Raw genomic sequence first — 13,030 nt, 5'->3', positions numbered from 1 at the left:
GAATGTCAGTATATCGATACTTTAGAAGGTACGTTGAATATGGAGTTGTACCTGCTAAGAAAGCAGAAGATAACACACTAGTTCCAGAAAATAGTTTCTATAAATCTGTACGTTACGTTGATAATGTGCTAGGACCTGTGAAAGATGTAATTTGTGGAGTTGAGAGTAAAGACAATTATAACAAGTATTATCAAGATAATGATAAACGTGGGTCACAGGGCAGAGAAAGTGCATTCATTGTGTGCACTTGGTGCTATTTTAGCAGCCAACATAATATTGCAACCTTTATGTTTGATACTATAACTAAAGTGACTTAGGTTTACCGACGATTTGATAAACGACAAATTCGTCATCCCGCTGCTTGTTAGCGGGATCTAGAGATACCGCGGCGGTATGACGTAGGAAAACCTGACTTGCACTAGCTACAGCACCCAGCAGTGGCTCAGTTTGAACTATATTGAAATGGAATAAAAAGTGAAAGAGTGTAAGCTTAAGTTACTTTAGCTATACTATATAAATTATTTTATAATATATTTAATGAGTTGTGAACCTTCTCTTACTAAAAAAAGCTACAAATCTCATATTTCCAAGCGTATGCGTAAGTTGCGAATGTATCATTGATGAAAATCTTAATCTGTGTAGTGAATGCAACAAAAAAATCAATTTTCTAACTAAGCATTACTGCAATGTTTGTGGCGTAGTAATCTCAGACAATATTTATACGTGTGGTAAGTGCATCATCAATCCTCCACCGTTTAAAGTATTAAGATCAGTTTTTGCTTATGATCAACATAGTAGAAACATGAGAGGTTGTCCGGAAACTAGTAAATTCAAGCATATTCCCTCTTTAACATAACCCTACTCATAGCTAGGTATATGAAATTCTCAGTGGATGTTGTGAGTAAATCATACTCCTTCGATAGCCTTCTATTCCTATTAACCCAAGCAAAAGTCCTTTCTACAACCCATCTTCTTGGCTGTACTTTAAACCCTTGTTCTCTTGTTGGTAGTAGCTCAGGTGGCGTATCTTTGTGCACCCAAAATCTACATGGAGGCCTTTTAACAATTTCAATATCTATGTCATATTCTTCCTTTATGTGATTCTTTAAATTTCTTCCTTGGTATCCCATGTCAGCCCACATTTTTTTAACTTTAGTATATTTTGTTCTCATATTGTTTAATGCTATTTTCATACCATCTCTATCATTTTCGTTAGCAGCGCCTACGTAACAACCTAGTATAAAACCCTGAGTGTCTGTAATTATATGCCTTTTTCTACCCTTTACTTTTTTACTTCCATCATAGCCTTTGATCCCCCCTTTTCTGTAGTCTTTACAGATTGACTATCTACTATACAGGCACTCGGCTGCTCATTCCTTCCTATTTTTCTTCTACTATATTTTGTAATTTCATAATTCATTTTCTCAAAAATTCCCTGCTTCTTCCATTGCCTGAACTGCTCATACACAGTCTTCCATAGCGGAAAATCATTTGGTAAATACCACCATTGACACCCTGTACGCAATACATAGAAAATTGCTTCTAATATTTCTCTTTTGCTATACTTTGGCGGCCTTCCTCCTTTCTTGTATGATACTCTGAAGTGTTTTTCTATTCTTGCCCATTCCCTTTCGCTTAGATCTGTTGGATACTTTTTTCTCATCTTTACCCCGTACTAAAATTTCAGATATTATAGCCTTTTACTTGTTTCCGGACAACCTCTGAGAGGTTGTCCGGAAACTAGTAAATTCAAGCATATTCCCTCTTTAACATAACCCTACTCATAGCTAGGTATATGAAATTCTCAGTGGATGTTGTGAGTAAATCATACTCCTTCGATAGCCTTCTATTCCTATTAACCCAAGCAAAAGTCCTTTCTACAACCCATCTTCTTGGCTGTACTTTAAACCCTTGTTCTCTTGTTGGTAGTAGCTCAGGTGGCGTATCTTTGTGCACCCAAAATCTACATGGAGGCCTTTTAACAATTTCAATATCTATGTCATATTCTTCCTTTATGTGATTCTTTAAATTTCTTCCTTGGTATCCCATGTCAGCCCACATTTTTTTAACTTTAGTATATTTTGTTCTCATATTGTTTAATGCTATTTTCATACCATCTCTATCATTTTCGTTAGCAGCGCCTACGTAACAACCTAGTATAAAACCCTGAGTGTCTGTAATTATATGCCTTTTTCTACCCTTTACTTTTTTACTTCCATCATAGCCTTTGATCCCCCCTTTTCTGTAGTCTTTACAGATTGACTATCTACTATACAGGCACTCGGCTGCTCATTCCTTCCTATTTTTCTTCTACTATATTTTGTAATTTCATAATTCATTTTCTCAAAAAATTCCCTGCTTCTTCCATTGCCTGAACTGCTCATACACAGTCTTCCATAGCGGAAAATCATTTGGTAAATACCGCCATTGACACCCTGTACGCAATACATAGAAAATTGCTTCTAATATTTCTCTTTTGCTATACTTTGGCGGCCTTCCTCCTTTCTTGTATGATACTCTGAAGTGTTTTTCTATTCTTGCCCATTCCCTTTCGCTTAGATCTGTTGGATACTTTTTTCTCATCTTTACCCCGTACTAAAATTTCAGATATTATAGCCTTTTACTTGTTTCCGGACAACCTCTGATTATAAATTTCAAATTTTTTGATAATTTGAATTACGTAAAAATCTATGCAAAGTGGATACACCAAGCTAATCAGGATACATTTCAGAACGCAGAGATCATAATCCCTATACCGTTACATAAAATGCGCTTGTTTAAACGTAAATATAATCAAGCAGCACTGCTTGCAAAAGAATTGAGTAAGTTGTCCAATTTATCCTATACGCCATTTGCAATAAAACGCCTTCGCCATACTGCGCCTCAAGCTGGTCTTTCACTTAAACAGCGTGAAAAAAATTTAAAGAAGGCTTTTAAAACAAGCAACAAGAAAATTATCGAAAATAAAATCGTGATATTAGTTGATGATGTGGTAACAACCGGAGCAACTGTAAGATCTTGCTCTCAGGAAATTTTAAACTCCGGTGCAAAAGAAGTGAGAGTGCTATCACTTGCAAGAACGGTGAATGATTGTGAGGCTATTACATAAAATCTTGGCTTGCTTTTACTATATCCATAAAATTATAATTTATAGTTGAATAGTTGTTGGGGAGCGTATGAGTATAAAAGAGCAAGAAATTGATGCTATATTCCAAGAAATAGAGCAAGAATCAAAAGAAAGTGACATAATTGAAGAAATTAAGCAAAAGCTGCTCGCATGTAACCAAGATACATACAATCAGTGGAAAAGACTTAATTTTCACATAGATCATTTATTTGAAATACGGCAAGAGATTACCCATGCTTCTAGGTATTATACTACTGCGTTAAACATTGCTGCTCATAAAGGCTTAGTAAAAACAGTAAGACGTCTACTGGAGAAAGGTGCAGAGGTTAGTACACGCGATGGTGGTGGACACACTGCTCTGCATTGTGCCGCTAGCAGCGGTAATACGGAAATAATAGAATTACTACTGGAGCAAGGAGCACATATTCACTCATGTTCTAAACTTGGCTCAACACCGCTGCATTTTGCTGCTACTAATAATCATATAAATGCAGTGAGGTGCCTGTTAAATAAAGGAGCTAGTCCTTTAGCACTAGATAATAATAACTCCATTCCCAGTATGTTTGCTACAGACAAAGAGGTGATTGCTGTCTTGGAGAAAGCAGAAGAAGAGAAGCATAAGGAAAATGCTGCTGCTTTAAAGAAAGCAGAAGAAGAAAAACATGAGAGAGAAATGGAATGTAAGAAAAAAAGGCAAGCAAAAATGATTGCTGTAGGTGGTATTGCAACTGCATTGATAGTGGCGGGTATTGGATACATTGTTGAATTACCTATACTAGTAACTATTGGTATATCTGTATCCATTGCATTAGTATCTGTTTGCATTGCGTACGTAATGTCAAAACCTAACACTAAAATGGAAGGAACAGAGAGCTCTGTACAGGAAATTGGTCAGAGTATATAGGTCAAGATAAAACTTTACTTTTAATAACCTCAACATCACTAAACTCAAAGGTTTGATTCCCTATGATTTGAAATTTCTCATGTCCTTTTCCTGCAACCAGCAGAATCATACCCTCGTTATAGGCAATATCTATGCCTTTTTCTATGGCTTCTTTCCTGTCCCCTATCTCCAGTGCACTAGGACAATATAGCAAAATATCGTGGCGAATTTTTGCAGGATCTTCATCACGCGGATTGTCATCTGTGATTATTACTTTGTCTGCATACATTTGTGCTATTTTACCCATTTCTGAACGCTTCTTCCGATCACGATTGCCACCGCATCCAAAAACTAGGACTATTTTTTTGTTGAAGTGCCATTTTAAAGACAACAGGGCTTGTTTAAGCGCACTTGGAGTGTGTGCGTAATCCACGAATGCAAAAGGTTTAACTTTTTCCATTCTTCCTGGTGGAGAAACGAGTTTACCTATAGATATTTCTCTGTAATTCAGTCCAGACGAGGTAACTATACCAATTGCACACAACAGATTATATGCTTGAAATTGCCCCAAAACTGGAAAAAACATGTTATAAATTTCATCGCCAATTTTAATTGTAAGGTATTGACCATTAGGGGTTGGTGTTTGCTCTAATAAAGTAATATCAGAACCTGTTTTTCCATAGGTGATAACTTTGTTGCTGCGTTTTTCAGCTATTTTAAGCAATGCATGGTACTCATTTATATCCGCATTTAAAATTACTGTTTCTCCCTCTGGTAGTACCTCATAAAATAACCTTTTCTTAGCCTCAAAATACTCATCGATACTCTTATGATAGTCCAAATGATCTTGCGAGAAATTAGTAAAAGCTGCAGCAGTGAACCTAAGTCCATGAATTCTGTATTGGTCAATTCCATGGCTTGAAGCCTCTAATGCTAATTGTTCTACGTTCTTACTATTTATACCACATAATGTGGAATAAAGGTCATCTGCGCCTGGAGTGGTAAGATTATCGCTATTATCTTCTCTGTCATTATTGATGCATGTTCCAAGTGTTCCAATAGACGCAGCATTATAGCCAGAGTTTTGCCAGATCTGGCGGCAAAATTCTACTACTGAAGTTTTACCATTTGTACCAGTTACAGCAGCAACATATTTGGGCTGTTTGAATTGATAAAACCTGCTGACTATTTCTCTGTATATTTCTTGAGGGTTTGGGTGGTCAAGCACTGCAAAACTCGGAGTATTTGTCATGCAAGTAGCTGACACTGGAATCCAGTTTTTATTATGCAATTGCTTAGTGTGTTCATTTGCAATTAAATTTTCTGGATCCAAGTAGTCAAGCACTGGGATGACATCTTTTTTGGTTCCTTGTATGACAACGTCTACACAGTCGTGTGCGTGATACTGGGATTCAGTAGGAAAAATCTGGATACATGCTGGTTTTCTAGATTCCAGCGTCACGCGCTGGAATGACACCGCAGACACACAAACAAAAAGATAACCTTCCTTTACTCTATTGGGATTACATGTAACGCCCTTGATTTCAATATCAAAGTTAACATCAATAATGTTATGCAGTAATTCTCTCAGTTTCATCTGCCAGTTTTAGTGTTCAAACATGGCAACCTTGCTAGTGCAGCATTTAAATCAGAGATTAAATCTTCAGGATCTTCCAGTCCACAAAATATCCGTATAAAACTTCCACCATAATCTGAATTCATTACAGATCTTGACATAGATCTACGATCTATTGGTAATATCAAACTGTCGCATCCTCCCCAAGAAGCACCGATACCAAAAATTTTCATGTGATCAACCATGCAGCTTAGTTCTTCACATGAATATTCTCTATCTAGTGCTATACTGAATGTGCCGCTTGCTCCTTTGAAGTAACTTTTCCATAATTCGTGTTGAGGATGGGAGGGAAGTGCTGGATACAAAACTTTTTTGATTTTTGAATGTTTTTCTAGCCACTTTGCCACTTCCATTGCTGTATTTTGGTGCCTTTTCATACGTGTGTACAATGTTCTAAGTCCCCTATGTGCAAGGTAGCAGTCGTGCGATTGAATGGTTACCCCATAATTTTTATAGCTCTCATAAAGCAATTTAAAAATTTCACCTTCAGCAATAATAGCCCCCATCACTAAATCTGAGTGACCGGCTAGATACTTTGTCACCGCATATAGTGCAACATCAACTCCATAATCAAGCGGCTTAAATAACAAAGGAGTGGCCCATGAATTGTCACAAACGGTCACAATTTTATGTTCCTTAGCAACTTTTACTATATGCTCTATATTCGAAATCTCAAACGTTACAGAACCAGGAGTCTCGATCATTATCAATGAAGTATTACTCTGAATTAAATCAGTTATATCCTGTGTTGGATCATAAAAAGTTACTTCTGTTCCTCTTTTTGGTAGCTCATTTTCTGCAAACCTCCTAAGCCTATAATAACTATTATCTTGAATTAAAACGTGCGAGCCTGCTTTAGCGAAAGTTAGAATAGCAAAAGTAAGTGCAAATAGTCCGGAAGGATAAATAAGCGCTTGTCCACTCCCTTCAATTTCAGCCAGTGCATTTGAAAGATAATGAACAGTAGGAGTACCAACATTACTGTAGCTATAATCCCTTGCAACACCATCATTGATTACATCGTATATACTTTCTCCATTTGCTGCATTTAAGTAGTCCTTGTAAGTAGGGAATAATATGGTAGAAGAATGATAAACTGGCGGGTTCATGGAACCTTTATAGTCATTAAATTTTCTTCCTGCTTTAACTAATATAGACTCTTCCTTCACATTTTTATTATTTATTTTTTAAATTGTACTCATCTTGCGTATACAAGTGAAGAGAAATTGCATGTATTAGCTCTATCTCACCCTTCAATAACTCATAAATCAACTTGTGTCTTTTTAGAACGCTCATTCCAATAAAGCCGTCAGATATTAATATTAATTTAATGTGCGAAGGTAATGTTGAAGATGAAGCAAAATAATGATCAGCATGCTTTGCTGATTCATCGATAATGTTGATATCAATTACATCTATCGAATCGCGTATCTTTTCTTCTATTGCCTTAATAATGTCCATAATGGTTTCTTTAAGCAACAATATGCTCCTCCTGTCATCTCAGTGTCAGCTACTCGGATGACAGGAAAAGTGATCACAATTATTTATTCTCTTCTTTATTATCTATGTCTTGATAATCAGAATCTACTACTTTTTCCTCTTTATCATTTGGATTTCCTTCTGATGAAAAGCCATTTTCAGCACTATTTTGTTGAGATGTTTGATACATAGCTTCTCCAAGTTTCATAGATAATTGAGAAAGATTAGTAACTTTCTGCTGTATTGAATCAGCGTCATCAATGTTATCAGATTTACTAACTTCTTTTAATTCGTTAACTGCATTTTCAATAGCAGATCTATCTTCTGGTGAAACTTTATCACCATACTCTGTCAGAGACTTTTCTGTAGAATGGACTAAGCTATCCGCTTGATTCTTCACTTCAATAAACTTTTTGCGCTTTTCATCTTCTTGCGCTTTTTCTTCAGCTTCTTTTACCATGCGATTTATTTCATTATCAGATAAACCACCTGAAGATTGAATGCGTATTTTTTGCTCTTTTCCAGTAGCTTTATCTTTTGCAGAAACGTGTGCTATTCCATTTGCATCTATATCAAATGTCACTTCAATTTGTGGCCTTCCGCGCGGAGCAGGAGGTATCCCTTCCAAACTAAACTGACCGAGTAGCTTATTATCAACTGCCAGTTTTCTTTCACCCTGATGCACCTTAATTGTAACAGCTGTTTGGTTATCTTCTGCAGTTGAAAACACCTGAGATTTTTTAGTAGGAATTGTAGTATTACGCTCAATAAGTGGAGTGAATACTCCTCCTAGAGTTTCAATGCCAAGAGAAAGTGGGGTCACATCAAGTAGTAACACATCTCTTACATCACCTTGAATGATCCCCGCCTGTATTGCAGCTCCAATTGCTACAACTTCATCAGGGTTAACTCCTCTATGTGGATCTTTGCCAAAGAATTCTTTAACTTTCTCTATGACTTTTGGCATACGAGTCATGCCACCAACAAGAACCACTTCGCCAATTTGACTAGCAGATAAACCAGCATCCTCAAGAGCTTTTTTACAAGGAGCCATAGTTCTTTCGATTAAATCATTCACTAAGCTTTCAAGTTTTGCTCTCGTTAATTTCATATTTAAGTGTTTTGGACCACTTGCATCAGCTGTAATAAACGGTAGATTTATTTCCGTTTCCATTGCACTTGATAATTCAATTTTCGCTTTTTCAGCAGCTTCTTTGATTCTTTGCATAGCCATTGGATCATTTTTCAAATCAATGCCATTACTTTTCTTGAATTCATCTAGTAAATAACTCACTACTCCATTATCAAAGTCTTCACCTCCAAGATGGGTATCACCGTTTGTTGCTTTCACTTCGAAAACTCCATCACCTATTTCAAGTATTGAAACGTCAAATGTACCACCACCAAGGTCATATACTACTATTGTGTGCCCATGTTTCTTATCAAGACCATAAGCAAGTGCTGCAGCAGTCGGTTCATTTACTATTCTGAGTACATTTAATCCGGCAATTTTTCCTGCATCTTTTGTTGCTTGACGCTGAGAGTCGTTGAAGTATGCTGGCACTGTTATCACAGCATCTTTTACTTCCTCTCCAAGATAAGCTTCTGCTGCCTCTTTCATGTTTTGTAGTATAAATGCACCAATTTGACTAGGAGAATATTCTTTATTATCAGTTGTTTTAACCCATGCATCACCACTTTTTGCTGCAAATACTTTGTATGGTACACTTAGATTTTTCATCTCAGGATCACTATATTGACGGCCTATTAATCTCTTAGTAGCAAAAAAGGTATTACTTGCATTGGTGGTTGCTTGCCTTTTTGCTGGAGCACCAATCAACCTTTCTCCTGAAGAAGTCAATGCAACTATAGATGGAGTAGTTCTTGCCCCTTCTTTATTTTCTATTACCTTTGTATCCTTGCCCTGCATTATTGCAACACAAGAATTTGTTGTTCCGAGATCTATGCCTATTGCTCTTCCCATAATGAGTACCCCATTGTAAATATTATCTGATATAAGAATATATAAGTATAGGGCTCATTAATTACAAGCCCAATTTAGGTTTCTAATTAGTTATTAGAACTTAAAAGGCGCGAAAGCCACTTAGTCAGCCAAAAATTGCCTCGTAGTTTATTTGAATTATCAGCTTCTTCATTGCTGCTATCCCCAATTTGGTATCCAGAGTTCTGTAATGGCTTATAACCGTTTAAATTAACATCATCTCCTTGTTTTAAAACAAATGTATTTACATCTAAACTGTTATCAATACTAACGTTCAATGTAATATTAAACTCTTTTTCGATTGTAGAAACTGTATTGCGTTTGTTATTAAAAATGTGCGCTATAACTGCACTGTGTGCTACTAAATCAAAAGACTTATTTCGATTCTTGTTAGCAATATGTTGTAAATCCCTTAGTATTGATGAAACAATTACTTCGTTTGATTTTACTCTTCCAATACCTTTGCAGTGTAAACACTCTGTAGTATTAATTTCTTGTATGTTTGGTTTAATTCTTTGCCTTGAAAATACCATTAAACCAAAGTCATTTATGTAGCTAAATTGAACTTTAGCTTTATCATCTTTAAACGCTTGCTTTATAGCAGACTCAACAGCTCTGCAATACTGATATTTCAACATATCAATAAAATCGACTACTATTAATCCTGATAGGCCCCTAAGATTCACCTGTCTTGATATTTCAGGTACTGCTTCCATGTTGGTTCTATAAGCTGTTTCTTCTATGCTATCTTCTCCTGTCATCTTTCCTGAATTTACGTCTATTGAAACAAACGCCTCAGTTAAAGTTATTATCAAAGACCCACCAGATGGCAATTCTACTCTATTGCTATATAACTCAGAAATTTGATCTTCGATTCCGTAGTAAGTAAAGATCGGAGCATAACCTCTATACAATCTATAGCGCAACTTACTACCTTTTAGTGCATTGTTAGCATATTGCCTAACTGCCTCAAAAGCTTCCTTTCCAGACACTATAACTTCTATACCATCGCTACAAAAATCACGAACAGATCTCATAATTACATCTGCTTCATTGTAAATTAATGATGGAACGTTTACAGAGAAGGCATTTTTTTGAATGCTCTGCCATAATGAGGATAAGTAATTGTAATCCTGCTCAATTTCTTTCTTATTTTTTCCTGAACCAACAGTTCTTACTATTAAACCTGATCTTTTTGGCAAGTTTATTGAACTCAGTATCTCCTTTAACTGCTTTCTGACATTAGCATCTTCAATTCTGCGGGACACTCCACCTTTGCTCATGGAATTTGGCATGAAAACACAGTATCTACCCACTAAAGTTATGTATGTTGTAAATGAAGCTCCTTTATTGCCTCGTTCCTCTTTAGTTAGCTGGACCAATACTTTTTGATTTACTGAAATAACATCTTGTAATTTGTATTTTTTATATAAAGGTACCTCTCTTACAAAACCACTACCTGATCCGTTGACATTCTTACTAGCTGCAGAATCTGAAGAAACATTTGCTGAGGCTTCTTCTATACAATCGTCATTTGAGTAGCCCTCAAAGATAGTTTCCTTTTCTTTTTCTGGAATGTTGAAGTAATCTAGAGATATCTCGGAAAAAGACAAAAAACCTTGCTTATTTTTCCCATATTCAATAAATACGGCTTGCAAAGAAGGCTCTATACGCTTTATATAAGCAACGTATATATTACCTCTTAATTGTTTTTTTTCCTTGAATTCTTGTTCAAATTCTACAACCTTGTTATTAATTGACAAGGCAACTCTTACCTCATTAGAGCAGATAGAATTTTCTATCAATAATACCCTTTTACCACTATTTGTCACTTATTTACCGTTTGCTTTTTATTCTGAAGTTAACTTTATGCTACTTAATGCACTGTTGATTGTCAAGGATTTTGCAATCTGCATTATTCGATTGACTTTTAGTATTTTGCGTAATAAACTCGCATAGAATTTATTATATCATTATAAGTATGGCGAAAAAAAATGCTTCTTTGCTCGTTAAGTTAGTCAGCACTGCAATCAAGATAACAAAAACTGGTGAAGAAAAATCAACTGGCTATTTTTATGTAAAAAAGCGTAATCCAAAAAAGCTCACCAAAAAACTGGAGTTTAGGAAGTATGACCCAGTAGTCAGAAGGCATGTGTTATTTAAAGAAGAAAAACTAAAGTAATTTTTTTATAAGGAATTTTATTATTATGCAAAATTTACAATTAAGTTATCCTATAATAGTAGAGTTGGGGGATGTGAAAGATACAAAACTGAAATTAATAAAGGTCATTGCACAATTAATAAGTAAGAAGTACACAACACAGAAAAAAGCAGCAAACGCTCTAAAGATTGATCAACCTAAAGTATCTCAAATCAATAGGTCAAAAATCGAAGGGTTCTCCTTAGGATACTTGCTTAACTTATTGATTGTATTGGGCCAAGACATAAACGTAAGAATAAAGCATAATTCTAAACCTGCATAATATGGTATCCGTTCAGCGGAGTGGCAAAATAAGGTAGACAAGATAAATCAATCTCGGTGTCAAGCACTGGGATGACAAGGTATAAACCTTATCGTCATGCCGCCGCGAACCGTCATACCGCGATTCATTCGCGGTATCTCTAGATCCCGCTAACAAGTAGCGGGATGACGGTTATCAGGCCAGCACCCCTACGATGTCATCCCAGTGCTTGACACTGGGATGGCTTTGTTGCATCGCTCAAGTGAAAAAAACTGGCAGTTACTGACAAAATTCATTATAAATAGCCATTTAACTGTTGAAGAAAAAATATGCCACAAAAAATGAGAGTCAGTAACTGCCATGAATATAACAAATTTCTCCAAGAAAGAGGAAGCATTTTTTGTTATATCAATGACGCCATAGAAAATTGGTACGAGAATTGTCCAAAAATGCAGGGCGGCAACTATATTTATAGTGATAAAGTTGTGATTTTGGTGCATATAATCGTCAGTTTCTTTAGAATTGGTTTAAGACAAACAGTCGGGTTTATAAAAGGGTATTTGCAACAAATAGGAAGAGATTTGCAGCTATTCACAAGCATCAAAAGAAACTTAATATTAAGATAAATGATTGCAGAAAATAATATGGAAGATATCGAAATTGCTATAGACAGTACAGGAATTAGTATATACAACAACACACAGCAAGGAAAATAGCACTGACAGAAAATATCGTGGCTATGAGCAAACGAGAAAATTGCACGTAATGTTGAATATAAACAACAAAAAAGCCATAGCTGTAAAATACAGTAACGGCTGATCACTATGGAGCTTGTGATTTGCTAAAAGAAGTTGATTTTCAGCATGCCATAAAAGCACTATATGCAGATAGAGCATGTGATAGGCACAAGTTTTATAAGTTGTGTAACGAATATGATATAAAGACAAAAATTCCACCAATAAACAATGCGGCAGAACATCCAGAAATAGATTATATGTCTGACAGGAATGCTGCTATTAGGTTAATAAAATTATACGGTGAAGATGGCATGAAAGAATGGAAAAAAGAAGTAAATTATGGGAAAAGATCTTATATTGAAGGGTTTTTGTCAAGATTAAAGCAAATATTCGGATTTAGTTTTAGGAATAAATCTGAGATAAATCGAGAAAAAGAACTAAATGCTATTTGCTTAATAAATTCACTGATATTGGTATGGCTAAATTTGAGATAGTTACATGAATTTACCATAAATCACCATCTCATAAAGTGTGATGCAACAAAGCCCACTGGGATCCAGGAATTTTATTAAGTTAGTAAGCATAAAAGCAGCCATTTTATGTTAAAATACAACGTTTTGATGATTATGAAAAAGCTGGATTCCAGACTGGAATGACACCATTTGTTGTAAACTCACTTCTTCTTGATTTGTAGAACAATAAAA

Annotated in this window: 10 protein-coding genes and 5 pseudogenes; 7 read left to right on the top strand and 8 right to left on the bottom strand. The window is 35.7% G+C overall.

All coding sequences use genetic code 11. The annotated features are described in order from the left end of the window. Positions 1-2: 2 nt before the first annotated feature. Both R0F62_RS02870 and R0F62_RS02865 read left to right on the top strand, forming a co-directional pair. Complete coding sequence (locus R0F62_RS02870) at positions 3-317, top strand: hypothetical protein (protein ID WP_274978953.1); 315 nt, start codon at positions 3-5, stop codon at positions 315-317. 227 nt (positions 318-544) lie between these two features. After that, positions 545-805, top strand: a pseudogene (locus tag R0F62_RS02865) (double zinc ribbon domain-containing protein); the annotation flags it as partial. Positions 806-830: 25 nt separating this feature from the next. Here the strand turns inward: R0F62_RS02865 and R0F62_RS02860 are convergent. Together R0F62_RS02860 and R0F62_RS02855 are read right to left on the bottom strand one after the other, a co-directional pair. Further along, a protein-coding gene (locus R0F62_RS02860) for an IS5-like element ISWpi1 family transposase (RefSeq protein WP_317051323.1) occupies positions 831-1,663 on the bottom strand; the annotation gives its coding sequence in 2 pieces (ribosomal slippage) (positions 831-1,294 and positions 1,294-1,663; 834 coding nt in all). Between the two features lie 86 nt (positions 1,664-1,749). After that, positions 1,750-2,583: pseudogene (locus tag R0F62_RS02855) on the bottom strand (IS5-like element ISWpi1 family transposase). A 58-nt stretch (positions 2,584-2,641) separates the two neighbouring features. Here R0F62_RS02855 and R0F62_RS02850 point away from each other — a divergent pair. Both R0F62_RS02850 and R0F62_RS02845 read left to right on the top strand, forming a co-directional pair. After that, positions 2,642-3,109 (top strand): annotated as a pseudogene (locus tag R0F62_RS02850) (ComF family protein); the annotation flags it as partial. Between the two features lie 67 nt (positions 3,110-3,176). Beyond that, a complete protein-coding gene (locus R0F62_RS02845) occupies positions 3,177-4,031 on the top strand; it encodes an ankyrin repeat domain-containing protein (protein WP_316659893.1) in 855 nt (284 codons plus the stop codon). Between the two features lies 1 nt (position 4,032). Here R0F62_RS02845 and murE read toward each other — a convergent pair whose 3' ends face one another. From murE to R0F62_RS02820, 5 genes and pseudogenes are all read right to left on the bottom strand, one after another. Further along, positions 4,033-5,607, bottom strand: coding sequence for a UDP-N-acetylmuramoyl-L-alanyl-D-glutamate--2,6-diaminopimelate ligase (gene murE, locus R0F62_RS02840; RefSeq protein WP_070356941.1), 1,575 nt, complete (start codon positions 5,605-5,607; stop codon positions 4,033-4,035). Next, positions 5,582-6,815 (bottom strand): annotated as a pseudogene (gene metC / locus R0F62_RS02835) (cystathionine beta-lyase). Before metC ends, murE begins: the two are co-directional and overlap by 26 nt. 7 nt (positions 6,816-6,822) lie before the next feature. Continuing rightward, positions 6,823-7,107 (bottom strand): BolA family protein, encoded by a 285-nt coding sequence (locus tag R0F62_RS02830; RefSeq protein WP_010962929.1) that lies wholly within the window; start codon positions 7,105-7,107, stop codon positions 6,823-6,825. A gap of 79 nt (positions 7,108-7,186) precedes the next feature. After that, positions 7,187-9,109, bottom strand: coding sequence for a molecular chaperone DnaK (dnaK, locus tag R0F62_RS02825; RefSeq protein WP_010962930.1), 1,923 nt, complete (start codon positions 9,107-9,109; stop codon positions 7,187-7,189). A gap of 86 nt (positions 9,110-9,195) precedes the next feature. Further along, positions 9,196-10,959: an Rne/Rng family ribonuclease gene (locus R0F62_RS02820; RefSeq protein WP_274979057.1), complete on the bottom strand. Its 1,764-nt coding sequence runs from the start codon at positions 10,957-10,959 to the stop codon at positions 9,196-9,198. Positions 10,960-11,108: 149 nt separating this feature from the next. Between R0F62_RS02820 and rpmG the strand changes: the two genes are divergently transcribed. Together rpmG and R0F62_RS02810 are read left to right on the top strand one after the other, a co-directional pair. Then, the gene (gene rpmG / locus R0F62_RS02815) at positions 11,109-11,309 is read left to right on the top strand and encodes a 50S ribosomal protein L33 (RefSeq protein ID WP_010082633.1); all 201 of its coding nucleotides are present in this window, start codon (positions 11,109-11,111) and stop codon (positions 11,307-11,309) included. Between the two features lie 25 nt (positions 11,310-11,334). Continuing rightward, the gene (locus R0F62_RS02810) at positions 11,335-11,610 is read left to right on the top strand and encodes a helix-turn-helix domain-containing protein (RefSeq protein WP_274979058.1); all 276 of its coding nucleotides are present in this window, start codon (positions 11,335-11,337) and stop codon (positions 11,608-11,610) included. Positions 11,611-11,798: 188 nt separating this feature from the next. Here the strand turns inward: R0F62_RS02810 and R0F62_RS02805 are convergent, their stop codons facing one another. Continuing rightward, positions 11,799-12,089, bottom strand: a complete 291-nt coding sequence (locus R0F62_RS02805; protein ID WP_233641017.1) for a hypothetical protein — start codon at positions 12,087-12,089, stop codon at positions 11,799-11,801. Here R0F62_RS02805 and R0F62_RS06760 point away from each other — a divergent pair. Next, positions 11,985-12,828 (top strand): annotated as a pseudogene (locus R0F62_RS06760) (IS5 family transposase). The gene R0F62_RS02805 and the pseudogene R0F62_RS06760 overlap by 105 nt on opposite strands. The last annotated feature ends 202 nt before the right edge of the window (positions 12,829-13,030 follow it).

The sequence above is a fragment of the Wolbachia endosymbiont of Drosophila aff. chauvacae BK-2020 genome (genome assembly GCF_032848195.1).
Lineage (GTDB): Bacteria > Pseudomonadota > Alphaproteobacteria > Rickettsiales > Anaplasmataceae > Wolbachia > Wolbachia pipientis.
Note: the sequence above shows the minus strand (reverse complement) of the source record. Positions and strands in the feature narration are given on the sequence as shown.

Bases quoted from the DNA above. Each gene is read 5' to 3' on its own strand.
- R0F62_RS02870 (WP_274978953.1), top strand. From the start codon at position 3: ATGTCAGTATATCGATACTTTAGAAGGTACGTTGAATATGGAGTTGTA.
- R0F62_RS02845 (WP_316659893.1), top strand. From the start codon at position 3,177: ATGAGTATAAAAGAGCAAGAAATTGATGCTATATTCCAAGAAATAGAG.
- murE (WP_070356941.1), bottom strand. From the start codon at position 5,607: ATGAAACTGAGAGAATTACTGCATAACATTATTGATGTTAACTTTGAT.
- R0F62_RS02830 (WP_010962929.1), bottom strand. From the start codon at position 7,107: ATGGACATTATTAAGGCAATAGAAGAAAAGATACGCGATTCGATAGAT.
- dnaK (WP_010962930.1), bottom strand. From the start codon at position 9,109: ATGGGAAGAGCAATAGGCATAGATCTCGGAACAACAAATTCTTGTGTT.
- rpmG (WP_010082633.1), top strand. From the start codon at position 11,109: ATGGCGAAAAAAAATGCTTCTTTGCTCGTTAAGTTAGTCAGCACTGCA.
- R0F62_RS02810 (WP_274979058.1), top strand. From the start codon at position 11,335: ATGCAAAATTTACAATTAAGTTATCCTATAATAGTAGAGTTGGGGGAT.
- R0F62_RS02805 (WP_233641017.1), bottom strand. From the start codon at position 12,089: ATGCACCAAAATCACAACTTTATCACTATAAATATAGTTGCCGCCCTG.